Below are 24,728 nucleotides of genomic sequence, written 5' to 3'. Positions count from 1 at the left end.
CCCTACGCGAGATCGGTCTCGCGTGACGCGCGGTGGAAGCCCCGCTTCGAGTCGCGCACGAAGGCTCCCAGCTCGTCCGCCAGCGGATCGCCGAGGGCCGTCAGCCGCTCGAGGGCCTCGGCCAGCGAAAGGCCCGAGCGCAGGAGGAGGCGGTAGGCCTCCTTCAGGGTCCGCAGCTGGGAGGCCGCGAATCCGGCGCGCCTGAGGCCGACGACGTTCAGGCCCCGCGCGCGGGCCGGCACGCCGTCGGTGATCACGAAGGGCAGGCAGTCCTTGATGACCTTCGTGTTGCCGCCGACCATCGCGAGGCGCCCCACGCGGCAGAACTGGTGCACGACCACCCCGCCCGAGAGGAAGGCCCTCTCGTCGATCCGCACGTGCCCGGCGAGGGCGACGTTGTTCGCGAGGATCACGTGGTCGCCGATCACGTCTTCGTGGGCGACGTGGGAGTACGCCATGAGGAAACAGCCGGAGCCGACGCGCGTCACGCCCCCGGGAGCGGTGGCCCGGTGGATCGTCACTCCCTCGCGGATCCGGTTGTCGTCCCCGATCTCCAGGTGGCTCGGCCCTCCGCCGAAACCGAGGTCCTGGGGCTCGCCGCCGAGGATCGCCCCCTCGTGGACGCGGTTGCGGGCGCCCATCCGCGTGAATCGCTTGACGACGCTGTGGGCGCCGAGCTCGCAGCCGTCGCCGATCGCCGTCTCGGCCTCGACGACCGCGAACGGCCCGATCTCCAGCCCGGTCCCGAGCTGTGCGCCGGGATCGACGAGGGCCATGTGGTGCTTTCCCATGAGGCCGCGATTCTAGTTTGCGTCCTGCCCGGACGAGCCGGGCTCCGGACGGAATTGCCCCGGTCCGCAGGGAGGTGAGACAGTCGCCCGGCAGGCGGCGCCCTGAGGAGGCCCCGATGGAGACGCGAGGACGGTCGGCCATGACCAGGGGAATGACGATCGAACGATGCCGCATACCACTGGCGCAGGTCTACGTCGCGCTCCTGATCGCCCTCGTGCTGTTCTCACGAAGCCGGTGGATGGAGAGTGCGCCGGTCGTGGCGACGTCGTTCTTCGCTGCCGGCGTGGTGCTCGTGGCGGTCGCCGCTCTCGGGCGGACGTGGTGTTCGATGTACATCGCCGGGTACAAGGGACGGGTGCTCGTCGTCGAGGGACCGTATTCCGTCTGTCGCAATCCGTTGTACTTCTTCAGCATGCTCGGTGGCGTCGGTCTGGGGCTGGTCGCGAAGAACGTCACCGTTCCGCTTCTCTTCCTGGTCGGATTCGGTCTGTACTATCCGCTGGTCATCCGTCGCGAGGAACGGGCGCTGCGCCTGGCGTTCGGCAAGGGATACGACGCGTACGAGCGGGTGACACCGCGGTTCCTGCCGAGGCTCTCGCTGCTCAGGGAGCCTCCGGAGTACGCGGTCGATCCCCGGATCTTTCGCGCGCACCTTCAGAGCGCGGCGTGGTTCGTCCTCCTGATCGCGCTCGTGGCGATCGTCGAGACGTTGCACGACATGCACGTGCTTCCCAGCCCCCTCGCGCTGTACTGAATGCAGGCGTCAGTGAAGGCGACAATTCTCGTCGACCGCTGGGACGCCTCGCGCGGAGGGCAGGAGGGATATCTCGTCGCTCTGGCCGGGGCCCTCGTGCGGCGTGGGGTCGGCCTCCGGGTGCTTTGTCGCGAGAGCGCCGGGACGAGCAGCGGAGTCTCCATCGAGGCGCTCGCCCCCCGGGGAGGGGGCGCGTCCGGCGAGAAGCGCTTCCTGGCGGCCGCGGCCCTCAGGGTAGAGGCCGGGGCGGGGCCCGTCCTCGCGCCGAGGCTCGTCGGGCTCGCGACGCACGTCCAGCTGCACGGCGGACTCTTCGCCGACGCCCTCGAGGCGGAGCGCGATTCGATGGAGGGGGCCCGGCAGGCCCTTTTCGGTCTCGGAGCGGCCTTCAACGGGCGACGCCGGTTTCTCCTGCGCTGCGAAAGGCAGGTCCTCGCCGGCGGATGCCCTCAGATCATGGTCTGGACGGAGGCGCAGAGGAGCCGCCTCAGGGTCTTCGGCGTTCCAGACCAGGCGATCCGGGTGGCGCCGCCCGGCGTCGACCTCGAGCATTTCTCGCCGGATCCGGACGGCTTCCGCCAGGGCGGGAGCGCGGAGTTCCTCTTCCTCGCCCACAACCCCCGCCTGAAGGGTTTGCGCGCGGCTCTCGGGGCCATCGCCGTCGCGAGGCGGCGTGGCCTCCCCGCCCGCCTTGCCGTGGCCGGGCGGGGTCCAGGCGATGCGTGGCGCCGGCTCGCTGCCCGCCTCGGGGTCGCGGACGCCGTGTCCTTCGAAGGCCCGCTGTCGCCGGGTGACGTCGCTCGGCGGCTGCGCGCGGCGACCGGTCTCCTCCACCCGACGTTCCTGGACCCCTGCTCGCTCGCCTGCCTCGAGGCTGCTGCCTGCGGGGTCCCCGTCATCACGACCCGCAGGAACGGCGCCGTCGAGAGGCTCGGACCGGCGGGGGCGGCGCTCGTCGTGGACGATCCGAGGGACGTGGAGGCACTCGCGCGCGCGGTCGAAGAGGTCTCGAACCCGACCCGGCGCGCAGAGCTCAGAGAGGCCGCGCTCGGCCTCAGGACGTCGCTCGACGCGCGGCGTCACCTCGACGACGTGGTCGACTGGCTCGGCGTCGGCTGACGCGGCGGAGTCGGCGCCGGACGGGACGGCCCGGTCCCGGCGGGCCCGCCCGCTCCCGTCGACGAACGCTCACCCGCGAAGAACCGTTCCGGGCGCGAGGGACCGGGCGCGGAGCCGGATCGCCTCCCGGAAGCCGGAAGCGAGCCGCGCGCGGGTGCGGAGGAGGCCCCGGCGCGCGGGGGAAAGGAGCCGGGGCGGGAGGTCCCACTCCGATTGCAGGCGCTCCAGGATCGCGGCCAGGGCCTCGACCTCGAGGGCCTTCCTGCGGCTGATCCCGCCGGCGTGGACGCGGTAGCGGACGAGGGGCTCGGGGTGCCCGACGAGAACGTGCGATCGCGCGACACGGAGCCAGAGCTCGTAGTCCTGGGCCAGTTCCGCTTCGTCGGGAAAGAGGCCGGCCCGTTCGAGCGCCTCCCGGCGCGCGAGGACGGAGGAGAGCGGGACACAGTTGCCCCGCAGGAGGCGGGCGAGGTCGACCCGCGGGGGAACGTGCCGGGGCCACGTACCCTTCGCATCGCCGAAGCGCAGCACGGGACCGAAGACGAGCCCGGCGGAGGGAGCGGCCTCGAGAACGGCCACGTGCACCTCGAGCCTGCGGGGAAGCCAGAGGTCGTCGTCGTCGAGAAACGCGACGAGGGGAGACGAGACGCGGCGGAGGGCCTCGTTTCGCACGGCGCCGCATCGTCCGCAGAAGGCGAGGGGAACGTGACGGACGCCGGGGGCCCCCGACGCGGCGACGATGCGAGCCGTCTCCTCCGTGCCGCCGTCTTCCACGACGACGGTTTCGACGTCGCGAAACGTCTGCGCCGCCACCGATGCGAGCGCCTCGGCGAGGAGCGCTGGCCGGCGATGCGTGGCGATGACGACGGCGACGCGGGGCACGGCCGAGGTTACTCCCGACAGACGCCCGCGCCCGCCTCCCGCGAGGCGAGAATGGGGCCCTTGAGGCTCCTCGTCGTCAAGCTCTCCTCGCTCGGGGACGTCGCGCACGCGGTCCCGTCGGTCGCGGCCCTCGCGCGACGCTTCCCGCGCGCGGAGATCGACTGGCTCGTCGAGCCGCCGGCGGCGCCGTTCGTCGCCCAGCTGCCGTGGGTCGCGGAGACGGTCGTCGTGGACGTCCGCGGAGCCCTCGGGCGCGGCTGGGCGGACCTCCTTGCCGAGCGCGAGCGGGTCGCCACGCTGCTTGCCGACCGGCGCTACGAGCTCGTCGTCGACCTCCAGGGGCTCCTCCGCTCTTCCCTCTGGACCCTCTGGAGCGGGGCGAGCCGTCGCGTTGGCCGTGGCCGGTGGCCCTGGCTGCACACCTCCGTTCCGATGTACGACCGCCGGCGGACGCCCCACGCGGTCGAGAACACGGCCCGCGCAGTCGAGGCGCTCGGGGCGTCGGTTGCCGAAGGGTGGGAGGAAGCGCAGCGCGGCCTCGCTCCGCTGGCGGCGCGCCTGCGCGCCGCGGGGGCTCTCGAAGCCGAGCGGCTCGGCCTGCCGCGGCGGTTCACGGCCGCCTTCCCGATGTCCTCCGGGCGGGCCAAGTCGATCCCGCCGGAGTGGCTCGAGCGCTGGCCCGGCCCCCCGCTCGTCCTTCTCGGAGACGAACGGCTCGCGAGCTTCCGGCCAGGGCGAGAGGGGATCCTGAATCGCGCCGGCGCGATGCCGCTCCTCGGGAGCCTCGGGCTCGCTCTCGCGGCCGAGAAGGTCGTCACCGCGGACACGGGGCCGGGGCACATGGCGGCCCTTCTCGGCGCCGAGTCGCTGTCGATCCTCGGACCGACAAACCCTGCCCGCACCGGGCTCCGCGGGCCACGGGCCCGATCGGTGGGCGCGCCGTGCGGCGGCTGCGAGGAGCGGCGATGCCGAAAGGCGACACGCTGTCTCGCCGAGGCCTTCGGGGTCGCGTCGGGCGCGCTCTGACGTTCAACGCCCGGGATCGGTCGCCTGTCCCGCAGCACGCTCTCGTGCGACCTGGACCTGGCCGAATGCAAAGGGAATCGCGGTCTCCACCCGGAGGATGCGTGGTCCCAGGCTGAAGGGCCTGAAGGCGTGAGCCTCGAGCAGCGCGAGCTCGAACGGAATCCACCCACCCTCGGGACCGATGGCGAGAACTGCCGGGGAGGCCTTCCCGACGTCGTCGTCCTCGAGGCTGCGCGCGGCCGCGGGGTGGGCGAGCAGCCGGGCGCAGGACGCGCGTGGCCAGAGGGCTCCGAGCTCGTCCTCGACGAAGGGCCTGAAGAGCCTGCGCACGAGCACCTCGGGCAGGGCCGTGTCGCGCGCCTGCTCCAGCCCGAGGACGAGGTTCCTCTCGAGCTCCGCCGGCTCGAGGAAGGGCGTGTCGAAGTAGCTCTTCTCCACCCGCTGGGCGCCGACCAGGACGATGCGGCGCGCCCCCAGGGAGGCGGCGGACTGCAGAACGCGGCGCAGCACCTTGGGCCGAGGCATCGCGAGGAGCAGGTCGAGGCCCGCGGGCGGCGGCGGCTCCTCCGAGAGGCAAACCGAGAGGCGGACCTCGTCCGGCTCGACGAAGAGCACCGTGCCCGTTCCGACGTGACCGTTCACCCGGCCGACGGTCAGGCTGTCGCCCACCCGGGCGCGGTGTACCTCGTGGACGTGACGAGCGCGGCGGCCGGTAAGCCGCACCGTGTCGTCGGATGCGAAGTCCTCGGGGAACAGGAGAATCAGGTTCACGTTCGGATTCCGCCGGCACGGACGAGCCGCGAGGCTCTCGATTATCGGATAGCCTCGTCGCCATGCTGCGACGCTGCTCCGTACTGTTCCTCCTCGCCGCCGCCATTCTCCCCGCCACGGCCCAGGAGAACGTCGTCTTCCGCACGCCGCCGGAGGAGATCCGGCGTCTCGTCGACGCGCCGCTGCCGCCGGCGGTGCTGGTGGACCCGGCGGGCAACCGCCTCGTTCTCCTCGACCTGCCGGGCTACAAGTCGCTGGAGGAGCTCTCCGAACCGGAGCTGAAGCTCGCGGGTCTGCGCATCAACCCGAAGAGCCACAACCGCGCGCGGCTCAACGTGACGACCGGCCTCTCCGTCCAGGAGATCGCGTCCGGCAGGCGGTATGTGGTCGAGGGACTGCCGCCGGCGCCGAAGATCCAGTGGACGCGCTTCTCGCCGAAGGGGACGTACTTCTCGTTCGTGCAGTGCGACCCGGACGGGCTCTCGCTCTGGACGGTGGACCTCGCGGCGGGACGGGCAAGGCGGGTCACGCCGCCGAGCGTCTCGGCGGTCCTCGACTTCCCGTACCAGTGGCTCCCGGACGAGTCGGGCCTCCTCGTTCACGTCCGCCCGACCCTCGAGCCGTTCGTCGCGCCCGCGGTCCTGCCGGTCGGCCCCGTCGTCAAGGAGGCGACCGGCCGCAAGGCGCCCGCGCGGACGTACCAGGATCTCCTGAAGAGCGAGGCCGACGAGCGCGCGTTCGCCTTCTATGCGACGACCGAGGTCCGCCGCTTCGCGCTCGACGGGACGAGCACACCCGTCCTGCCGCCCGCGATCCGTCGCGCGGTGAGGCCGTCCCCCGACGGGAGCTGGATCCTCGTGACGACGATCCGCCCGCCGTTCTCGTACCGGTTCCCGGTTTCCCGGTTCGCCTACCGCACCGAGGTCCTCGATGCCGCCGGGAAGAGTGTCGCGACGCTCGTCGAGAAGCCGGTGCAGGACGCGATCCCGGTCGCGTTCGACGCGACCGAGGCGGGTCGCCGGGGCTTCGCCTGGCGCGACGACGTGCCCGCGACGGTGTTCTTCGCCGAGGCCGAGGACGGCGGGGACCCCGCGAACACCGTTCCGTTCCGCGACCGGCTGTTCCTTCTGGACGCGCCCTTCGACGCGAGCCCGAAGCCGTTCGCCAAGACCCGGAACCGCTTCCAGGAGGTCACCTGGGGAGAGGGCGGCATCGCGATCCTCTCGGACTTCCGTTGGAAGGACCGCAACCAGAAGACCTACCTGGCGAACGCCTCCGCCGGCGACGCCGAGCCGAAGGTGCTGTTCGACCTGTCGACCGAGAACCTCTATGCGCAGCCGGGCGATTTCGTGACGGTCCCGGACACGCGAGGCCGCGACGTGCTGAGGCGCAGCCGGGACGGCAAGCACCTCTGGCTCTCGGGCGAGGGATATGGACCGGAAGGGAACCGCCCGTTCCTCGACGCGTACGAGCTCGCCACCGGGAAGACGACGCGCCTCTGGCGCGCGGACGGGGCTTCGACCTACGAGCGGATCGTCCGCGTCCTCGACGCCGAGCGCGGCGTCCTCCTGACGCGCGTCGAGGGCTCGAAGCAGTTCCCGAACTACCAGGTCCGGAACGTGAAAGCCCGCGTCGCGCCGCGTCCGGTCACGGCGTTCGGAAATCCCTATGGCGCGCTCGAGGCGGTGAAGACGCGCAAGGTGAAGTACAAGCGGGCCGACGGCGTCGACCTCGCGGGCGACCTCCATCTCCCCCCGGGCTACGACCCGGCCCGGGACGGCCGCCTGCCGCTCCTCCTCGAGGCGTACCCGACCGAGTACAAGGACAAGTCGGCCGCGGGGATGGTCGACTCGTCGCCGCACGCCTTCGTCCGTCCGTCCTGGGCTTCGCCGGTGTTCTGGACGCTGCTCGGGTATGCCGTGCTCGAGAACGCGCAGTTCCCGATCGTCGGCGAGGGGGCGAAGGAGCCGAACGACACCTTCGTCGAGCAGCTCGTCGCGAACGCGAAGGCGGCGATCGACGCGCTCGACGCGGAGGGGATCGTCGACCCGAAGCGGTGCGCGGCCACCGGGCACTCCTACGGCGCGTTCATGACCGCGAACCTCCTCGCGCACTCCGACCTCTTCGCCGCGGGGATCGCGCGCTCCGGGGCGTACAACCGCTCCCTCACGCCGTTCGGCTTCCAGGCCGAGGAGCGGACCTACTGGCAGGCGCGCGACGTCTACGCGCGGGTCTCGCCGTTCGACTACGCCGACCGCATCAACGAGCCGCTCCTGATGATCCACGGCGAGGCGGACAACAACCCGGGGACCTTCACGCTCCAGAGCGAGCGCCTCTTCGAGGCGATCCAGGGGCTGGGGGGCCGGTCGCGGCTGGTCCTCCTCCCGTACGAGAGCCACGGCTACGCGGCGCGGGAGAACATCCTCCACATGCTCTGGGAGACGGGCACCTGGCTCGAGACGTGGGTGAAGGGAAAGAAGCCCTGACGATGACGGGCAGGGTCACCCGTCAGGGTGACCCTGCCCGTGCTGCGGGTCAGGGAGACTTCTTCGCGACACCCAGCTCCTCCAGCCTCTTCGCGATGTCGGGGCCGGCTGTTGCGGCCTTCACCTCGCGGTCGACGTGGAGGAGCTTTCCGTCCTTCCCGACGTAGAACGTCCATCGGAACGGGCGTGCGCGGTCGGCCGTCACGACGCCGTACGCCCGGGCGACCGAGCCGTCGGCGTCGGCGAGGATCGGGTAGTCGGCGTCGAGCGACTTCGCGAAGTCCTTCAGGAGGTCGACCGGGTCGACGCTCGCGGCGAAGTAGGCCACGTCGAAGGCACGGATCTCGTTGCCGCTCTCACGGAGCGACTTGCACTCCGCCGTTCACCCGCCGGTGAACGCCTTCGGGAACCAGGCCACGACGACGACCCTCTTCCCGGCGTGGTCGGCCAGGCCGTGGGCCTTTCCGTCCGAGCCCGGGAGCGAGAAGGCGGGCGCCGGGTCCCCGGCCGCGAGGGGCTTCGGTGCATCGCCGGAGAAGGCCGGGGCGGCGGCGAGGAGCCCGGCGGCGGCGAGCGCGAGGACGTGACGCATGGGTGGCCTCCTGTGGGTGGAATCCTACCGTCTGGTGCTAGCGTTCCGCCATGCGCTATTCGTTCCTGACGCACCTCTCCTGCACGAAGTGCGCGTCGACGTACGAGCCGACGCGCCTGCTCAACGTCTGCGCCGCGTCCGGCTGTGGCGGCTCCCTCTTCGCCGGGTACGAGCTCCCGTCTCTCTCCCGGGAGGACGTCGCCGGGCGGGACCGGACGATCTGGCGGTGGCACGAGCTGATGCCGGCCAGGAGCGCGGAAGAGATCGTCACGCTCGGTGAAGGGGGGACGCCCCTCCTTCACGCACCGAGGCTCGGGGCCCGCCTCGGGATGCCCGACGTCTGGGTCAAGGAGGAGGCCGGCAACCCGACCGGGTCGTTCAAGGCGCGCGGACTGGGCGCGGCGGTCACGATGGCGAAGGCGCTCGGGGCGCGGGCCATCGCCCTGCCGACGGCCGGGAACGCCGGGGGCGCGGCGGCCGCGTATGCGGCGAAGGCGGGCCTGGCTTGCCACGTCTTCATGCCGCGCGATACGCCGAAAGTCTTCCGGATCGAGTGCGAGGCGTACGGCGCCTACGTGACGCTCGTCGACGGCCTCATCGACGACTGCGGACGGATCGTCGCAGGGCGGAAGGACGCCGAGGGGTGGTTCGACGTCTCGACGCTGAAGGAGCCGTACCGCGTCGAGGGGAAGAAGACGATGGGGTACGAGCTCGCCGAGCAGCTCGGGTGGACGCTCCCCGACGTGGTCATCTATCCCACCGGCGGCGGCACGGGCCTCATCGGGATGTGGAAGGCGTGGGAGGAGATGGAGCGTCTCGGCTGGGTCGGCCCCGCGCGGCCGCGGATGGTCGTCGTCCAGGCCGAAGGGTGCGCGCCGATCCCGAGGGCTTTCGACGCGGGTGCGCCGGTCTCCATCCGCTTCCCCGACGCGCACACGTACGCGAGCGGCCTGCGGGTCCCGAAGGCGTACGCCGACTACCTCATCCTGAAGATCCTCCGCGAGTCGAAGGGTGAGGCGGTGACGGTGACGGACGACGAGATGCGCCGGGGCGTCCTCGAGATGGCCGCCAGCGAAGGGCTCTTCGCCGCGCCCGAGGGGGGCGCCGCCTGGATCGCCGTGGAGAAGCTCCTCGCGGCGGGGAAGCTCGACCGCGGCGAGAGGGTCGTCGTCTTCGACACGGGAACGGGATACAAGTACGTCGAGTAGGAGGGCGGGCCCGATCACCTGATCCCGGTGCCGCAGGCGGTTCCTCGTCTCCCGGTAGACTCGGCAGCCGGAGGAACCATGCGACTCCTTCGCCTTTTCACCCTGATCGTCCTGGCCACGTTCGTCCCCGGACCCGGTGCGCGCGCGGCCGGCCGGCTCGACGTGCCCTACGAGATGTTCCGGCTCCCGAACGGGTTGACCGTGATCGTTCACGAGGACCACCGGCTCCCGATGGTCTCGGTCAACACCTGGTACCACGTCGGCTCCGCCCGCGAGGTCCCCGGCCGGACCGGCTTCGCACATCTCTTCGAACACCTGATGTTCAATGGCTCGAAGAACGTGCCGCAGGGCGCCTTCGACCAGTGGCTCGAGGCGGTGGGAGGCGACAACAACGGCTCGACCACGACCGACCGTACGAACTACTGGGAGAACCTGCCGTCGAACGCCCTCGAGACGGCCCTCTTCCTCGAGTCGGACCGGATGGGCTGGCTGCTCGACACGATGTCCCCCGAGAGGGTCGACCAGCAGCGTGACGTCGTGAAGAACGAGAGGCGGCAGTCGTACGAGAACCGCCCCTACGGCATGGCGTCGATCGAGATCCTCAAGGCGCTCTACCCGCCGGACCACCCTTACCACTGGCCCGTGATCGGGTCCCAGGAAGACCTCTCGGCCGCGTCGCACGAGGACGTCGCCGACTTCTTCCGAAAGTGGTACGGCCCGGCCAACACGAGCGTCGTCATCGCGGGCGACGTCGACGTGGCAACCGCGAGGAAGCTCGTGGAGAAGTGGTTCGGGAAAGTTCCGAGGAGCGAGCCGGTCGAGCCCCTCGCGCCCCGGCCGGTCGTCCTCGCGGGGGAGAAGCGCCTCCTCCTGGAGGACGCGGTGGAGCTCCCGCGCCTCTACCTCGTCTGGCCGACGCCCCCGGTCTACGCGCCAGCCGACGCCGCCCTGGACGCCGCCGCCGGGGTCCTCGCCACCGGCAAGAACTCGCGCCTCTACCGCAGGCTCGTCTACGAGCTTCAGATCGCACAGGACGTCCAGGCCTACCAGGAGTCCGCCGCCCTCGGCTCCACCTTCAACGTCGTCGTCACCGCGCGCGCCGGGCAGTCGCTCGAGAAGATCCTGGCGATCGTCGACGAGGAGCTCGCGCGCCTCGGCGCCGAGCCTCCCTCGCCGCGGGAGGTCGAGCGGTTCAGAAACCAGCTCGAGGCCACGACGTACGCCCGCCTGGAGAGCATCGGGGGCTTCGGAGGGAAGGCCGACCAGCTGAACGCCTACTGGGCGGGAACCGGGAACCCCGGCTTCTTCGAGGGGGACCTGGCCCGCTACCGGTCCCTCGCTCCGGCCGACGTGAGGGCCGCGGCCTTCCGCTTCCTTGGTCCGGGCCGCATCGTCCTCTCGGTCGTCCCGTCGGGGAGGAAGGACCTCGCCGCGATCCGGACCCCGGAGGTGTCGAAGTGAAGCGCTCCCTGCATCTCACCCTCGCCGCCGCGGCACTCGTGGCGTTCGGTCCGCTCTCGGCGGCGGAGCCTGGCGCCGACCGGAGCCAGCCGCCGGCGCCCGGACCGGTCCGTCCTCTCACGCTGCCTGCCGTCCAGAGGTTCGCCCTCGGAAACGGGCTCGGCGTGAAGCTCGTCGAGTCCCACGGCGTCCCGGTCGCCACCGTCTTCCTCGTCGTGAGAGGCGGGGCCGCGACGGACCCTGCCGGAAAGGAGGGGCTGGCCGCGATGACGGCGGCGATGCTCGACGAGGGAGCCGGCGGGAAGGACGCCCTCGCGCTGGACGACGCCGTGACCTTCCTCGGCGCCGAGCTCGACACCTGGACCTCGTGGGACGCCACGGTCGTCAGCCTGAAGGTCCCGGTGGCGCGGCTCGCGCCGGCGCTCTCCCTCATGGCCGATGTCGTGATCAGGCCTGACTTCTCCGCGAAGGAGCTCGACCGCTTGCGCAAGGAGGCGCTCTCCCGGCTCCTCCAGGCGCGGGCCGAGCCCGGCGCGATCGGAAGCAGGGCTCTCGCCGCGGCGGTCTTCGGGCCGACCCACCGGTACGGCAAGCCGGTGAACGGTGACGCGCCCTCGATCGCGTCCTTCACGACGGACGCCCTGAAGGCCTTCCACGCCGATCACTATCGCCCCGGAAACGCCTTCCTCGTCGTCACGGGCGACGTCGTCCCGGCAACTCTCACGCCCCTGCTCGAGAAGGCCTTCGGAGCCTCCGTGTGGCCGGCGGGCGGCAGCGCGCCGAAGCCGCTTCCGCCGCCGGCGCAGCTGAAGGACCGGGTCGTATGGCTCGTCGACAAGCCCGGGGCCGCGCAGTCGGTGATCCGGATCGGGCGGGTCGGCCCCGACCGCCGCTCTGTCGACTACTTCCCGGTGGAGGTGATGAATACGCTCCTCGGCGGCTCTTTCACCTCCCGCCTCAACGACAACCTCCGTGAGAAGCGCGGCTACACCTACGGCGCCTCGTCCTCCTTCGACTACCGCATCTCGGGCGGGCAATTCAGGGCGGGCGCCGACGTTCAGACGAAGGTCACGGGCGAGGCGATGACCGAGTTCCTGAAGGAGCTGGAGCGGATCCGGACGCCGGCCGCACTGCAGGAGGTCGAGCGAGCCCGGACGTACATGGCTCTCCGCCTGCCGCAGGACCTGGAGACGACCGACCAGCTCGCCGGCGAGCTCGCGAACCAGACGCTCCAGTCCCTCCCGGACGACTATCTCGCGACCTACGTGCAGAAGACTCTCGCCGTCACGCCGGAGGCGCTCCGGAAAGCCGCCCGGGAGCACGTGGACACCGCGAAGATGGCGTTCGTCGTCGTCGGCGACCTCGCCACCATCCGGAAGCCGCTCGAGGCGCTGAAGCTCGGGCCTGTCCGCGTCCTGACCGTGGAAGAGGTGATGGGCCCGGCGCCGAAGACCCAGTGACGGGACCGCCTTCCTCGCGACGGTCGAAGGGAAGCCCCATGCGCTCAGCGGGGGGAATCGAGCTCCTGCAGGCCCCTGCGGAAGGACTCATCCGCCGGGAAGAGCGCGATGCCGCGCCGGAGTAGAGACCTGGCCTGGTCTTCCCGACCGAGCTGCGCGTTCCAGAGGGCGAGGTAGTACAGGGAGTCCGGCCGGCGGGGAGCGAGGGCTACCGCCGTCTCCTGGGCGGCGAGAGCCTCCGCGAACTTCCTTTGCCGCCAGAGGACGTCGCCGAGGACGTTCCACGCGTTGGGAAAAGGGCGGTGGATCGCGACGGCTGCCCTGAGCTCGAGCTCGGCCGCGGGCAGGTCGCCTCTTCGGTAGGCGTCGAAGCCGAGCAGGTAACGGCCTCGGGCCGCTCCCGGCTGCTCCCTGACGATCGCCTGGTAGAGCGACCGGTCGTCGCGCCAGTCCCGGTTTCGGCGCATGGTCATCGGGATCAGCAGGGCGACGAGGAGGGCCGGCAAGAAGAGGCCCCTCGGTCCGGGCTCGGTCGTCCGGAACACGTGCCTGCCCGCGAGCAAGAGGACGAATCCTGCCAGCACAGCGATTCCGGCAGATGGGAAGTAGGCGAGCCTCTCGGCGAACACCGTCCCGATGGGGAAGACGAGGTTCGACGTCGGGAGGAAAGCGACCGGGAAGAAGAGGAGACCAAGACCAATCTGAGGGAAGGTCCGCCGCCAGCGCAGGGCGGCCACGAGAACGGCCAGCCAGCCGATGCTGCCGATCCAGACGACCGGGTCCGCCAGAGCCCGAATCGGCCGGAGCGCCCACGCCGAGTAGTCCGCTGACAGCCGAAAAGGCACCACGCATTTCGCCGCATAGAGCCAGAGGTAGTTCGAAGCGTTCAGTATCCGCAGCCCCGGCGGCAGAGAGGAGAGTGGATTCGTCAGCTCGGTGGGGAGGGCCGTCGGGGAACGGAGAGCGCCCCCCAGCACGAGGTGCCGAATCCAGAGGGCCACCGCCAGGACGGCGACGCCGGCAGCGGCGACGACGACGATTCTCTTCCACCGTTCGCGGGGCGCGCCCGTGGGGGTCGCAGGCCAGAAGAGCTCCGCGAGAATGATCACCCCGGGCAAGGCGGCCGCGCTCTCCTTGGCAAAGAGCGCCAGGCCGAACGCCCCGACGGCGAGCGTGGCCCATGTCCCTCGCCTCTCGGCCACGCGGGCGGCCCGAAGGTACGCCAGCGCCGATAACAGGGACAGGGCAGCCGCCATGAGCTCGGCCCGTCCGACGATGCTTGTCACGGCCTCGACGTGAATCGGCATCACGGCGAACAGCGCCGACGCCACGATGCACAGCCGCCTGTCCATCCCGAGGGAGAGAAGCCACTCGAACAGCAGGAGGACGACGAGGCCGTGCAGGACGACGTTCACCCCGCGCAGGAGCGGGGCGGAGAGACCGTGGACCCACCCCTGGACGGCAAAGGAGAGCAGGACGACGGGGCGGTAGACGTCGGACGTCTCGCCCCAGTAGCCGACGGTCACGAGCTGCGAGACCTGGGCTGGGTCCCCGAGGCGCGGGTTGTCGCGCACGATGTCGAGATCGTCGTACGTGAACGCGTTCGGGAGGCCGTTGGCGAACGCGACGAGCGCCAGGAGGACGAGAAGCACTCTCGAGAGCGCGTGAGAGGTGGTCGTGGATTCCAGCGGCTTCTCGACGCGTCTCCTGGCCACGGATCGAAGGGTAGCAGGTCGGGCACCCGTCACAGGGACCCGGGACGGGCGTGTTCCGTCCACCAGACTCGCGAGGTGAAACGGCGAGGTCCGGGGCTACATCCCCAGCATCACCCGGGCCATCTTCGACATCATCCCGGGGTTCCAGGGCGGGTCCCAGACGAGCTCGACCTTTGCTTCGGTGACGCCGTCGACGGACTTTACGGCCCTCTCCACCTCGCCCGGGAGTGTCCCGGCGACAGGGCAGGCCGGGGCGGTGAGCGTCATCGTCACCTGGACCGAGCCGCCGCCTCCGACGTTGACCGAGTAGATGAGGCCGAGGTCGTGGATGTTGACCGGAATCTCGGGGTCGTAGATCTTCTTCAGCGTCCCGATGACCTTCTGCTCGAGATCGGGACCGGGAGCGGCCGGGACGGGTTCGGGCATCGCGACGGACATGACGTTACTCCGTAGAGGCCGCGGCGCCGCCCCCGGCGAGTGCCGAGTGGAGCGTGTGCCAGGCGAGCGTCGCGCACTTGACGCGGACGGGGAATTCGCGGACTCCGGAGAAGACGGCGAGCTTGCCGAAGCTCTTCGCGTCGGCCTTCTCGTCGGGCGGCCCGGTGAGGAGGTCGTGGAAACGCGTGAAGAGCGCCTCGGCCTCTTCGGTCGTCTTTCCCTTCACGGCTTCGGTCATGAGCGAGGCCGACGCCTTCGAGATGGCGCAGCCCTTCCCCTGGAAGCCGATCTCGCGGATGACGCCGCCGTCGACGACGACGTAGAGCGTCAACTGGTCGCCGCAGAGGGGGTTGTGGCCGATGCCGGAATGGGTCGCGCCCTCCAGCGCCCGGAAGTTCCGGGGAGTCCTGTTGTGGTCGAGGATGACCTCCTGGTAGAGGTCCGTCAGGGCCGTCATGCGCCGAATACCTCGAGGACCTTCCGGAGGCCGGCCGCGAGCGCGTCGACCTCCTCGCGCGTGTTGTAGAGGCCGAACGAGGCGCGCGCCGTGGCGGGGAGGTCGTAGCGGGTCATCACCGGCTGCGCGCAGTGGTGGCCGGTCCGGATGCAGATCCCCTCCTGGTCGAGGATCGTCCCGACGTCGTGCGGGTGAATGTCTCCGAGGACGAACGAGACGACGCTCGCCTTCTCCCGGGCGGTGCCGATGATCCGGAGACCGGGGACCTCGGAGAGGCGCGCGGTGGCGTAGGAGAGGAGATCCTTCTCGTGGGCTGCGATACGCGGCAGCCCGAGGGCCGTCACGTAGTCGAGCGCGGCCCCGAGCGCCACGGCGCCCGCGAGGTTGCCCGTCCCCGCCTCGAACTTCGCCGGGAGCTCGGCGTACGTCGTCTTCACGAACGAGACGGAGGCGATCATGTCGCCGCCCCCCTGGTACGGAGGCATCTTCGAGAGCCACGACTCCTTGCCGTAGAGGACGCCGATGCCGGTCGGCCCGTAGACCTTGTGACCGGAGAAGGCGAGGAAGTCGCAGTCGAGCGCCTGGACGTCGACGCCCAGGTGCGGGATCGACTGGGCCCCGTCGAGAAGGACCGGGACGCCCTTTCCGTGGGCATAGCCGATGAGCGCCCTCACCGGGTTGATCGTGCCGAGGGCGTTGGAGACGTGGACGACGCCGACGAGCTTCGTCCGCTCCGTCAGGAGCCGGCCGAGGTCGTCCAGGATCAGGTCGCCGCGGTCGTCGAGCGGAATGACGCGCAGCTTCGCCCCTGTCCGCTCGCAGAGGAGCTGCCAGGGAACGATGCCCGAGTGGTGCTCCATCCCGGTGATGAGGATCTCGTCGCCCGCCTTCACGTACGCCTGGCCGAAGCTCGTCGCGAGGAGGTTGATCGACTCGGTCGTCCCGCGCGTGAAGACGATCTCGCGCGTCGAGCGGGCGTTCACGAACCGGCGCACGGTTTCGCGGGCGCCCTCGTAGGCCGCCGTCGCCTCCTCGGAGAGGCGGTAGGTGGAGCGGTGGATGTTCGCGTTCTGCTCGCGGTAGAAGCGGTCGGAGGCGCGGATCACGGCCTCGGGCTTCTGCGTCGTGTTGGCGCTGTCGAGGTAGACGAGCGGGTGCCCGTTCGCTTCGCGCGCGAGAAGAGGGAAATCGCGTCGCACTGCTGTGACGTCGAGGGCCGTTTCGGCCGGAGCGGCGGTCGTCTTCATCGGGGCTCCGGAACGCTCCCGGCGAGCCAGCCGAGGACGCGGTGGGTGAGGTGCGCTTTCACGGGTTCGACCGGGACGCGGTCGACGATCTCGCTGGCGAACGCGAGCGTCAGGACGCTCCGGGCCTGGCTCTCGGAGAGGGCGCGCGAGCGGAGGTAGAAGACGGCGTCGGCGTCGAGCCGTCCCGTCGCCGAGCCGTGCGTGCACTTGACGTCGTTGTTGTAGATCTCCAGCTGCGGCTTGGCGTCGATGCGGGCCGTGTCGGAGAGGAGGAGGTTGCGGTTCTTCTGGTGGGCGTCGGTGAAGGCGCCCGCGGGGCGGACGATCACCTTTCCGTCGAAAGCGCCCCGCGCGCTCCCGTCGAGGATCCCCTTGTAGTACTGCTGGCTCCCGCAGTGCGGCCGGGCGTGGTCGACGAGCGTGTGGTTGTCGACGTGCTGCTCGCCGCGCGCCAGGAAGAGCCCGTCGAGCGTCGCGCCGGCGCCGTCGCCGTGGAGCCGGACGGTGAGTTCGTTCCTCACGAGCCGGCCGCCGACCGACAGGACATGGCTGAAGAGCTGCGCGCCCGGGCCGAGGTGGGCCTCGGTCGTCCCGACGTGGTCCGTCTCGAGGGACTCCTCCTGGAGCGTCGTGTGGTCGAGGTGGGCGTGCGCCCCGAGGACGATCTCGGTCACGGGGTTCACGAACCCGCTGCCGATTCCGCAGTACGCCTCCACGACCCGCGCCTGCGCGTTCTCCCCGAGCGAGAGGACGACGCGGGGGTGCGACGCCACCGGACCCGCGCTCCCGTCGGCGACGTGGACGACGAGGAGAGGCTCGGCGAGGACGACGCCGTCGGGGACGTGCACGAAGGCGCCGTCGAGGAGGAACGCCGCGTTCATCGCGACGAAGGGGTGCGTCAGGTGTCCGCGAAGAAGGCCGAGGCGCTTCTCCAGGAGGTCGGGCGGGGCGGCGAAGAGGCGCGAGAGGGCGTCGAAGCGAACGCCCGCCGGGAGGCCGTCGAAGCGCGAGAGCTCCGCGTCGAGGCGGCCGTTCACGAAGACGAGCTGGGGCTGCGATCGCCCGGCGACGCCGATCGGTCCGAGGGACGCGAGGGCGGAACGGGCGCTGGAAGTCTTGCCGGCGGGCGCTGGGCCCGTGTCGGCCATCGCCGGGAGCTGGCGGGCGAGCGCTGCGACGCTGGTGTAGCGCCACTCCTCGTCGGAAGGGCGGGGGAGACCGAGCTTCGCGAAAGCCTCCGCGCCGGCGCGCCTCAGGTTCTGGACGAACAGCGGGCTCGTCGCCGCCTCACGCGCGCCGAAGGCGCGGGCGCGCTCCAGGGCGCTGGCGGTCCCTTCCGAGAGGGCCGTTGCCGGGGCGGCCGCGGGGGCCGAGGCGCTCAAGACGCCGTCCCTGCCCCGATCGTGGCCTCTTCCTCCAGCCAGCCGTAGCCCTTCTCCTCGAGGAGGAGAGCGAGCGACTTGTCGCCCGAGCGGACGATCCGGCCGCCGGAGAGGACGTGGATGACGTCGGGGGTGATGTAGTTGAGGAGCCGCTGGTAGTGCGTGATGAGGACCATCGCCCGGTCGGGGGAGCGCAGGGAGTTCACGCCCGAGGCGATGACGCGCAGGGCGTCGATGTCGAGGCCCGAGTCGGTCTCGTCGAGGATCGCGAGCGTCGGGTCGAGGACCGCCATCTGGAAGATCTCGTTCCTCTTCTTCTCGCCGCCCGAGAACCCCTCGTTCACGTTCCGCGAGAGAAGCGCGTCCTCCATCTCGACGAGCGCGGCCTTCTCCTCGACGAGCGCGAGGAAGTCCATCGCGTCGACCTCGGGAAGACCGCGGTGCTTCCTCACGGCGTTCAGCGCCATCCGGAGGAAGTAGGTGTTCGCCACGCCCGGGATCTCGACCGGGTACTGGAAAGAGAGGAAGACGCCCTCGCGCGCCCTCTCCTCCGGCGGCATCGAGAGGAGGTCCTTGCCCTTGTAGAGGACGGTGCCCTCGGTCACCTCGTAGCCTTCGCGGCCGGAGAGGACGTGGGCGAGGGTGCTCTTGCCCGAGCCGTTGGGGCCCATGATGGCGTGCACCTCGCCCGCGTTCACGGTCAGGTCGACCCCCTTGAGGATCTCGGTGCCGTCCTCGGCGATGCGGGCCTTGAGGTTCTGAATCTCGAGAATCGTCGTCGTCACGTTCAACCCACGCTTCCTTCGAGGCTCACGCCGAGGAGCTTCGTCGCCTCTACGGCGAACTCCATCGGGAGCTCCCTGATGACTCTCCGGGCAAAGCCGTTGACGATGAGCGACACGGCGTCCTCGCTCGTCAGGCCCCGCTGGCGGCAGTAGAAGAGCTGGTCCTCCCCGATCTTCGACGTCGACGCCTCGTGCTCGATCTGCGCGGTCGAGGTCTTCACGTCGAGGTAGGGGAAGGTGTGCGCCCCGCACTTGTCTCCGAGGAGGAGCGAGTCGCACTGGGAGTAGTTGCGGGCGCCGATCGCGGACTTCGCGATCGACACGCCACCGCGGTAGGTGTTCTGGCCGTGGCCGGCGGAGATCCCCTTCGAGACGATCGTCGACCGGGTGTTCTTCCCGATGTGGATCATCTTCGTGCCGGTGTCGGCCTGCTGGTAGTTGTTCGCGAGGGCGACCGAGTAGAACTCGCCGACGGAGTCGTCTCCGAGGAGGATGCAGCTCGGGTACTTCCAGGTGATGGACGAGCCGGTCTCCACCTGCGTCCAGGAGATCTTCGACCTCTTGCCGGCGCACTTGCCGCGCTTGGTCACGAAGTTGTAGATGCCCCCCTTGCCGTCCTTGTCGCCCGGGTACCAGTTCTGGACGGTGGAGTACTTGATCTTCGCGTCGTCGAGGGCGACGAGCTCGACGACGGCGGCGTGGAGCTGGTTCGTGTCGCGCTTCGGGGCGGTGCACCCCTCGAGGTAGGAGACCGAGGCCCCTTCCTCGGCGACGATGAGCGTCCGCTCGAACTGCCCCGTGTCGGGCTGGTTGATCCGGAAGTAGGTGGAGAGCTCCATCGGGCATCGGACGCCCTTCGGCACGAAGCAGAAGGAGCCGTCGGAGAAGACCGCCGAGTTGAGCGTCGCGAAGAAGTTGTCGGTGTAGGGAACGACGCTCCCGAGGTACTTCTTCACGAGGTCGGGGTGCTCGTGCACCGCCTCGGAGAAGGAGCAGAAGATGACCCCGACCTTCGCGAGGCTCTCGCGGAACGTCGTCGCGACCGACACGCTGTCGAAGACGGCGTCGACGGCGACGCCCGCCAGGATCGCCCGCTCCTCGAGCGGGACGCCGAGCTTTTCGTACGTCCGGAGGAGCTCGGGGTCGACGTCCGCGAGGCTCTGCGGGCCGTCTTTCGTCGACTTCGGCGCGGCGAAGTAGCGGATCGCCTGGTAGTCGATGGGCGGGTAGGAGACCTTCGCCCACTTCGGCTCGGTCATCCCGAGCCAGTGCCGGTAGGCCTTCAGGCGCCAGTCGAGGAGCCACTGCGGCTCCTTCTTCTTGGCGGAGATGGCGGCGACGATCTCCTCGTCGAGGCCGGGCCGGAAGACCTCGGACTCGACGTCGGTGACGAACCCGTGCCTGTACTCCTGGTTCGTCAGCTCGGAGAGGACTTCGTTCGAGCTCATGGTGCGGTGCTCCTGGGCAGCGGGTCGATCGAAGGGAGAAGCGGAGTGGGGCAGGGCGCCTTGGGCGGAACGGGTCGCGTCATCTCGGCCAGCGTCAGCTTCGAGAGCGCCTGCTGGATGACGTCGTTCACCGCGGCCCAGTTCGGCCTGGCCACGCAGCGGCCCTCGTGCTCGCACGCCCCCGGCATGCTGCACTCGGTGATGGCGAGCGGCCCCTCGAGCGCCTCGATGACGGCCGACACGGGGACCTCTTCGGGGAGCTTCGCGAGTGCGTAGCCCCCCTTGGTGCCGCGCTGGGAGACGAGAAGGCCCGCCTTCAGAAGGGTCTTCAGGAGCTTGACGACCGTCGGCTGGGGGATTCCCGTCCGCGCCGAGAGCTCTCGTGCGCTGATTCCCTGCGCTGGCTCGCGGGCGAAGGTCGTGAGGAGAACGACCCCGTAGTCGGTGAGCTTGTTCATCCGGATCATGGCTGTTTCGTCTTCCCGCCCCCGTCCTAATCGAGACGGCGATTCAATTAGGACTACGACAGTACTGTATTTCCGGATCGTGGGGGTGTCAAGGGAGCGGAAGGCAGGGAGCAGGGGGCGGAAACCGGGCCGAACGGGGCCGCGAAGGGTGAAACGCCCCGGCGCCTCAGGGCGCCGGGGCGCGAGGACCGGTTCGGACTGTCCCGGCTACGCGAGCTTGAAGGCGACGGTGATGGTGAGCAGGACCTTCACCGGCTTCCCGTGCTTCGTCGCCGGCTTGTAGGTCCACGTCTTCACGGCCTCGATGGCCGCGTCGGTCAGCATCGGGTCGGGGGACTCGACCGCCTCGACCTTCGTGACGCTTCCCTTCTCGCTGATGACGGCCATGAGGATGACCTTGCCCTGGACCTTGTTCTTCCGCGCTTCCTCGGGGTAGGTCGGCTGGACGCGGGTGAGCTCGACCGGCTCCTTCACGTCTCCTCCGACTTTCAGGACCTCGCCGTCGTCGGCCGCGACGCTGATTCCCTTGGCCGGGGTCGCCTTGGCGTCCGGAGGCTGGGAATCGCCGCCGAACGGGAAGGCCGTAGCTCCCGCTGCACCGACGAGGAGGAGAGATACCGCGGAGACGGCCGTCGCGAACGAAATACGAGTTCGTGACATCGGGACCTCCTTTGCCAGGTGGGCCACCCTTCGGACGAGGTGGCTCCGCGTGTGGAAGGGGAGCGCGGCCGCGGGGGACTCCTGGCTCAGGCGGGCCAGGACAGCGAGGGCCCGCAGGTAGGCCCGCCGATTCCCCGTCGATGCGACCGCAGCGTGATCGACGGCCTGCTCGCGCGAGAGCGCGATGCCGGAGAGGACCGCCCAGGCGGCGGGTTGCGCCCAGAGGAGCGCCCGGGCGCCCTCTTCGAGGAGGAGAGCCCACGAGTCCCGCCGCTTCACGTGGAGGAGCTCGTGACACGCCACGGCTTCCTGCTCGGCCTCTTCGAGCAGGGCGAAGCTCTCCGGAAGGAGGATTGCGGGACGCCGCCAGCCGAGAGCCACGGGAGATGCGATGTCCGGCGAGACGAGAATCTCCGCCGTCGTACCGATCCGCGCCATCGCAGAGGCGACGGGCCGCGGGAGGGAGGCGATCGGACGGGAGCGGCGGCGAAGGGCCCCGAGCCTGCGAAGCCCGATGCCGAGCCACGCGAGGCGCAGCGCGGCGCCCGCGACGAGAAGGGCGAGGACCGCCGTCTCGACGGAGATCGCGGTGGCCGTCGGCTCGCCCGTGACGAGGATGGCGAGCGAGAAGGCCTGCCCGGGCCCGGTGGCCCCGTCCGTCTCCGAAGCGGGGACCGGCTGGAGAAGGGGCAGGAGGATCGCCGTCGCGAGGAGGAGCTGGCCGAGCCGGAGCCGGACACCGGGGTCGCGCAGCCGGACGGCGAATGGCAGCACGAGGCCCGCCCCGAGCAGGAGCCCGGCCTGCAGCCACCAGGAGGCGAGGTCGGCGAGGAGGGGTGTCATTCGTCCGCCTCCGCGAGCTTCGAGATCTCTTCGAGGTCGCGCTTCGAGATCCTCCTGTCCTTCAGGAGGGCAAGGACGAGCGGCCGCGCAGAGCCGTGGAAGACGCGGGCGACGAAGTCGTCGAGCATCTTCGAGACGACGCGTCCCTTCGGGTGGGCCGGCCGGTAGACGAAGGCCTTCCCCGACTCCTCCCGCTTGAGGTGGCCTTTCTTCGCGAGGAGGCCGAGCATCGTCATGACCGTCGTGTAGGCGACGGGGCGGCGGGCCGACAGGACGTCGTGGACCTGTTTGACCGTCGCGTCGCCGAGCTCCCAGACGACGTGCATGATCTCCAGCTCGACCTCGGTGAGGGGCCCCGGCTTCTTCATACTATAAACTTAGTACTACGTTCTTCGGATGTCAAGGGTGCGGCCCGGACGCGGGGATTCGGTGCAGGGAATCTCCGGGCGCCGCTCCCGGTCGGGCCCGGGTCGTGACCGGATCGAAACATCGCGACCGCGACCTCGTATCCAGAGGCCATGCACCTCCGTACGCGGGCCTCTTCGTGACCCCGGCTCTCGAAGTGTCCGGGCTGCGCAAGTCCTACGGCGGCGTTCCCGCCGTCGACGGCGTTTCGTTCCGGGTCGAGGAGGGGACGATCGTCGGCCTCCTGGGCCCGAACGGGGCCGGGAAGACGACGACGGTCTCGATCATCTGCGGCCTCCTGCCTCCCGAGGCGGGAGAAGTGAGGATCGCCGGGGCCGTCCTGACGGGCGACACCGATCCGGCGAAAGGACGCCTCGGCCTCGTGCCGCAGGAGCTGGCGCTCTACGAGGAGCTCTCGGCGGACGACAACCTCCGGTTCTTCGGGGCGCTCCAGCTCCCCGACGGGGCACGCCTCGCGTCCCGCATCGACGACGTCCTGCGCCTGACCGGCCTCTGGGATCGGCGGCGCGACCGCGTGAAGACCTACAGCGGCGGGATGAAGCGCCGCCTGAACCTCGCGGCCGGGCTCCTCCACGACCCGGACGTGCTTCTGCTCGACGAGCCGACGACGGGCGTCGACCCGCAGAGCCGAAACGCCATCTTCGAGAGCCTCGAGGCGCTGCGCGACGCGGGGAAGGCGATCCTCTACACGACGCACTACATGGAAGAGGCCGAGCGGCTCTGTGACCGGATCGTCATCGTCGACCACGGCCGGGTCGTGGCCGACGGGACGGCGGATGAGCTGGGGGCCCTCCTTCCCCGAGCCGGAGCGCCCGAGCTGGACGCCGAGGCGCGCGCGGCGATCACCCTCCTGGCGGCGAAGGGCATCGCCGTCCCGGGGCTGGACGGAGGGAAACCGCGCCTCGAGGAGGTCTTCCTCCACCTGACCGGGCACGCGCTGAGGGACGAGCGATGAAACAGGCCCAGGCGATCGTCGTCCACGAGGTGAAGCTCTTCCTCTCCGACCGGCGCTCCGTGATCGTCGGCATCGTCACCCCGATCCTCCTGGCGACGTTCTTCGGCTTCCTCTTCTCGGGAGCGGGGAAGCAGGACACGGCGAAGATCCCGGTCCTCGTTGCCGACGCCGACGGCAGTGCCGTGTCGCGCGCCGTGGGGGCGGGGCTCGCGGCCGATCCGCTCCTCGCCGTAGCGCCGGCGACCGAATCCGCCGCGCGAGAGGCCGTGAGGAAGGGAAAGGCCGCAGCGGCGGTTCTCCTGCCGAAGGGCTTCGGCGACGGCTCCGTGCGCGCCTTCTTCGGTACCTCGAAGGCGCCAGAGATCACCCTCCTCGTCGACCCGTCGCGGGCGACGGAGGCCGGCCTCGTGAGGGGGCTCCTCTCCGAGAAGGTCTTTCGCGAGGCGTCCCGCGAGGCGTTCGGTGGGAGCTCTGGAACCACGGTCCTCGAAGAAAGCCTGCGAAACCTGGAGGCCGATCCCGCGCCGGAGACGCCCGAGCGCGAAACCCTGAAGCAGCTCCTCAGGGACGTGACGCGGTGGAAGGAGTCGACGAAGGGCGGAACCGATGGCGCCAGGGCGTCGGCGCGCGGTCCGGGCAGCGCGGTCCCGTTCACGCTGAAGGAGGAGCCCGTCACGGCGCGCCAGGGGGTGACGTACAACAGCTACGCCCACTCCTTCGCCGGGATGGGAATCCAGTTTCTCCTCTTCGTCGCGCTCGACTTCGGTATCGCTTTTCTCCTCGAGCGGCAGGGTGGAATCTGGAAGCGGCTGCGCGCCGCGCCGCTCTCGCGCTCGTCCCTCCTCGTCGGCAAGGCCCTCGCCGGCGCGCTCGTCGGCCTCATCTCGGTGGGAGCGACGTTCGCGTTCGGCATCGTCGTCCTCGGGATACGGATACAGGGCAGCGTTCCCGGCTTCCTCCTTCTCCTCGTGGCGGCAGCGCTGATGGCCTCCTCGTTCGGCCTCCTCCTCGCGGCCCTCGGGAAGACTCCCGGCGCCACGCGCGGCCTCGCGATCCTCGCCGTCCTCCTCCTCGTCATGCTCGGCGGAGGCTGGGTCCCGGCCTTCGTCTTCCCCGAGTGGCTGCGCACGGTGACCCTCGTCCTTCCGACGCGCTGGGCGATCGACGGCCTCGACGCGGTGACGTGGCGCGGCGCCGGCCTGGTGGACGGCGCCCTCCCCGCCATTGCGGTCCTCCTCGGCTACACCGCCCTGTTCCTCTTCGTGGCGCGGCTCCGGTTCCGCTGGACCGACGGATAGGTCCGTCGTGCCAGGCGTGCAATCGTGTATTGTTGAAAACAATACACGATTGCACG

23 protein-coding genes are annotated in these 24,728 nt (G+C 70.4%); 9 read left to right on the top strand and 14 right to left on the bottom strand.

Features of this window, described 5'->3' with window-relative positions; genetic code table 11:
* Window positions 1-2: 2 nt before the first annotated feature.
* Window positions 3-791, bottom strand: a complete 789-nt coding sequence (gene lpxA / locus IPN03_20525) for an acyl-ACP--UDP-N-acetylglucosamine O-acyltransferase (protein ID MBK9376035.1) — start codon at window positions 789-791, stop codon at window positions 3-5.
* A 239-nt stretch (window positions 792-1,030) separates the two neighbouring features.
* Between lpxA and IPN03_20520 the strand changes: the two genes are divergently transcribed.
* Both IPN03_20520 and IPN03_20515 read left to right on the top strand, forming a co-directional pair.
* Window positions 1,031-1,546: an isoprenylcysteine carboxylmethyltransferase family protein gene (locus tag IPN03_20520; protein ID MBK9376034.1), complete on the top strand. Its 516-nt coding sequence runs from the start codon at window positions 1,031-1,033 to the stop codon at window positions 1,544-1,546.
* Window positions 1,547-1,558: 12 nt separating this feature from the next.
* The gene (locus IPN03_20515) at window positions 1,559-2,665 is read left to right on the top strand and encodes a glycosyltransferase family 4 protein (protein MBK9376033.1); all 1,107 of its coding nucleotides are present in this window, start codon (window positions 1,559-1,561) and stop codon (window positions 2,663-2,665) included.
* 69 nt (window positions 2,666-2,734) lie between these two features.
* Here IPN03_20515 and IPN03_20510 read toward each other — a convergent pair whose 3' ends face one another.
* On the bottom strand, window positions 2,735-3,547 hold the full coding sequence (locus IPN03_20510; GenBank protein ID MBK9376032.1) for a glycosyltransferase: 813 nt from the start codon (window positions 3,545-3,547) through the stop codon (window positions 2,735-2,737).
* A gap of 60 nt (window positions 3,548-3,607) precedes the next feature.
* On the opposite strand from IPN03_20510, the gene IPN03_20505 reads away from it, so the two are divergent.
* Window positions 3,608-4,573 (top strand): glycosyltransferase family 9 protein, encoded by a 966-nt coding sequence (locus tag IPN03_20505; protein ID MBK9376031.1) that lies wholly within the window; start codon window positions 3,608-3,610, stop codon window positions 4,571-4,573.
* A gap of 3 nt (window positions 4,574-4,576) precedes the next feature.
* Here the strand turns inward: IPN03_20505 and IPN03_20500 are convergent, their stop codons facing one another.
* On the bottom strand, window positions 4,577-5,344 hold the full coding sequence (locus IPN03_20500) for a 16S rRNA (uracil(1498)-N(3))-methyltransferase (GenBank protein MBK9376030.1): 768 nt from the start codon (window positions 5,342-5,344) through the stop codon (window positions 4,577-4,579).
* A 62-nt stretch (window positions 5,345-5,406) separates the two neighbouring features.
* On the opposite strand from IPN03_20500, the gene IPN03_20495 reads away from it, so the two are divergent.
* The gene (locus IPN03_20495; protein MBK9376029.1) at window positions 5,407-7,830 is read left to right on the top strand and encodes a prolyl oligopeptidase family serine peptidase; all 2,424 of its coding nucleotides are present in this window, start codon (window positions 5,407-5,409) and stop codon (window positions 7,828-7,830) included.
* 49 nt (window positions 7,831-7,879) lie between these two features.
* On the opposite strand, the gene IPN03_20490 is transcribed toward IPN03_20495, so the two are convergent.
* Window positions 7,880-8,422 carry a redoxin domain-containing protein gene (locus IPN03_20490; GenBank protein ID MBK9376028.1) on the bottom strand — a complete coding sequence of 181 codons (543 nt, stop codon included), beginning with the start codon at window positions 8,420-8,422 and terminating at the stop codon, window positions 7,880-7,882.
* A 50-nt stretch (window positions 8,423-8,472) separates the two neighbouring features.
* Between IPN03_20490 and IPN03_20485 the strand changes: the two genes are divergently transcribed.
* From IPN03_20485 to IPN03_20475, 3 genes are all read left to right on the top strand, one after another.
* On the top strand, window positions 8,473-9,630 hold the full coding sequence (locus IPN03_20485) for a threonine synthase (GenBank protein MBK9376027.1): 1,158 nt from the start codon (window positions 8,473-8,475) through the stop codon (window positions 9,628-9,630).
* 78 nt (window positions 9,631-9,708) lie between these two features.
* Window positions 9,709-11,091, top strand: a complete 1,383-nt coding sequence (locus tag IPN03_20480) for an insulinase family protein (GenBank protein ID MBK9376026.1) — start codon at window positions 9,709-9,711, stop codon at window positions 11,089-11,091.
* Window positions 11,088-12,551, top strand: a complete 1,464-nt coding sequence (locus IPN03_20475; GenBank protein MBK9376025.1) for an insulinase family protein — start codon at window positions 11,088-11,090, stop codon at window positions 12,549-12,551. Before IPN03_20480 ends, IPN03_20475 begins: the two co-directional genes overlap by 4 nt.
* A 44-nt stretch (window positions 12,552-12,595) precedes the next feature.
* On the opposite strand, the gene IPN03_20470 is transcribed toward IPN03_20475, so the two are convergent.
* The 10 genes from IPN03_20470 to IPN03_20425 form a co-directional block, all read right to left on the bottom strand.
* Window positions 12,596-14,266, bottom strand: coding sequence for a tetratricopeptide repeat protein (locus IPN03_20470; protein ID MBK9376024.1), 1,671 nt, complete (start codon window positions 14,264-14,266; stop codon window positions 12,596-12,598).
* Window positions 14,267-14,362: 96 nt separating this feature from the next.
* Complete coding sequence (locus IPN03_20465) at window positions 14,363-14,704, bottom strand: DUF59 domain-containing protein (GenBank protein MBK9376023.1); 342 nt, start codon at window positions 14,702-14,704, stop codon at window positions 14,363-14,365.
* Between the two features lie 4 nt (window positions 14,705-14,708).
* A complete protein-coding gene (locus tag IPN03_20460) occupies window positions 14,709-15,161 on the bottom strand; it encodes an SUF system NifU family Fe-S cluster assembly protein (GenBank protein ID MBK9376022.1) in 453 nt (150 codons plus the stop codon).
* Window positions 15,158-16,408: a cysteine desulfurase gene (locus tag IPN03_20455; GenBank protein MBK9376021.1), complete on the bottom strand. Its 1,251-nt coding sequence runs from the start codon at window positions 16,406-16,408 to the stop codon at window positions 15,158-15,160. Before IPN03_20455 ends, IPN03_20460 begins: the two co-directional genes overlap by 4 nt.
* A complete protein-coding gene (sufD, locus tag IPN03_20450) occupies window positions 16,405-17,790 on the bottom strand; it encodes a Fe-S cluster assembly protein SufD (protein ID MBK9376020.1) in 1,386 nt (461 codons plus the stop codon). The genes IPN03_20455 and sufD overlap by 4 nt, the downstream gene beginning before the upstream one ends.
* Window positions 17,787-18,563, bottom strand: a complete 777-nt coding sequence (gene sufC / locus IPN03_20445; GenBank protein ID MBK9376019.1) for a Fe-S cluster assembly ATPase SufC — start codon at window positions 18,561-18,563, stop codon at window positions 17,787-17,789. The genes sufD and sufC overlap by 4 nt, the downstream gene beginning before the upstream one ends.
* Window positions 18,564-18,577: 14 nt before the next feature.
* On the bottom strand, window positions 18,578-20,023 hold the full coding sequence (gene sufB, locus IPN03_20440) for a Fe-S cluster assembly protein SufB (GenBank protein MBK9376018.1): 1,446 nt from the start codon (window positions 20,021-20,023) through the stop codon (window positions 18,578-18,580).
* The gene (locus IPN03_20435) at window positions 20,020-20,490 is read right to left on the bottom strand and encodes an SUF system Fe-S cluster assembly regulator (GenBank protein MBK9376017.1); all 471 of its coding nucleotides are present in this window, start codon (window positions 20,488-20,490) and stop codon (window positions 20,020-20,022) included. The genes sufB and IPN03_20435 overlap by 4 nt, the downstream gene beginning before the upstream one ends.
* 207 nt (window positions 20,491-20,697) lie before the next feature.
* Complete coding sequence (locus IPN03_20430; GenBank protein MBK9376016.1) at window positions 20,698-21,993, bottom strand: M56 family metallopeptidase; 1,296 nt, start codon at window positions 21,991-21,993, stop codon at window positions 20,698-20,700.
* Window positions 21,990-22,361: a BlaI/MecI/CopY family transcriptional regulator gene (locus IPN03_20425; protein ID MBK9376015.1), complete on the bottom strand. Its 372-nt coding sequence runs from the start codon at window positions 22,359-22,361 to the stop codon at window positions 21,990-21,992. Before IPN03_20425 ends, IPN03_20430 begins: the two co-directional genes overlap by 4 nt.
* A 194-nt stretch (window positions 22,362-22,555) precedes the next feature.
* Between IPN03_20425 and IPN03_20420 the strand changes: the two genes are divergently transcribed.
* Together IPN03_20420 and IPN03_20415 are read left to right on the top strand one after the other, a co-directional pair.
* Window positions 22,556-23,374, top strand: coding sequence for an ABC transporter ATP-binding protein (locus IPN03_20420; GenBank protein MBK9376014.1), 819 nt, complete (start codon window positions 22,556-22,558; stop codon window positions 23,372-23,374).
* Window positions 23,371-24,672, top strand: coding sequence for an ABC transporter permease (locus tag IPN03_20415; GenBank protein MBK9376013.1), 1,302 nt, complete (start codon window positions 23,371-23,373; stop codon window positions 24,670-24,672). The genes IPN03_20420 and IPN03_20415 overlap by 4 nt, the downstream gene beginning before the upstream one ends.
* Window positions 24,673-24,728: the final 56 nt, after the last annotated feature.

This window comes from Holophagales bacterium, assembly GCA_016719485.1.
Classification (GTDB): Bacteria; Acidobacteriota; Thermoanaerobaculia; order UBA5066; family UBA5066; genus UBA5066.
Note: the sequence above shows the minus strand (reverse complement) of the source record. Positions and strands in the feature narration are given on the sequence as shown.

Coding starts and splice junctions, on each gene's coding strand:
- lpxA (MBK9376035.1), bottom strand. CDS start 791: ATGGGAAAGCACCACATGGCCCTCGTCGATCCCGGCGCACAGCTCGGG.
- IPN03_20520 (MBK9376034.1), top strand. CDS start 1,031: ATGGAGAGTGCGCCGGTCGTGGCGACGTCGTTCTTCGCTGCCGGCGTG.
- IPN03_20495 (MBK9376029.1), top strand. CDS start 5,407: ATGCTGCGACGCTGCTCCGTACTGTTCCTCCTCGCCGCCGCCATTCTC.
- IPN03_20485 (MBK9376027.1), top strand. CDS start 8,473: ATGCGCTATTCGTTCCTGACGCACCTCTCCTGCACGAAGTGCGCGTCG.
- IPN03_20480 (MBK9376026.1), top strand. CDS start 9,709: ATGCGACTCCTTCGCCTTTTCACCCTGATCGTCCTGGCCACGTTCGTC.
- IPN03_20465 (MBK9376023.1), bottom strand. CDS start 14,704: ATGTCCGTCGCGATGCCCGAACCCGTCCCGGCCGCTCCCGGTCCCGAT.
- IPN03_20460 (MBK9376022.1), bottom strand. CDS start 15,161: ATGACGGCCCTGACGGACCTCTACCAGGAGGTCATCCTCGACCACAAC.
- IPN03_20455 (MBK9376021.1), bottom strand. CDS start 16,408: ATGAAGACGACCGCCGCTCCGGCCGAAACGGCCCTCGACGTCACAGCA.
- sufB (MBK9376018.1), bottom strand. CDS start 20,023: ATGAGCTCGAACGAAGTCCTCTCCGAGCTGACGAACCAGGAGTACAGG.
- IPN03_20435 (MBK9376017.1), bottom strand. CDS start 20,490: ATGATCCGGATGAACAAGCTCACCGACTACGGGGTCGTTCTCCTCACG.
- IPN03_20430 (MBK9376016.1), bottom strand. CDS start 21,993: ATGACACCCCTCCTCGCCGACCTCGCCTCCTGGTGGCTGCAGGCCGGG.
- IPN03_20425 (MBK9376015.1), bottom strand. CDS start 22,361: ATGAAGAAGCCGGGGCCCCTCACCGAGGTCGAGCTGGAGATCATGCAC.
- IPN03_20415 (MBK9376013.1), top strand. CDS start 23,371: ATGAAACAGGCCCAGGCGATCGTCGTCCACGAGGTGAAGCTCTTCCTC.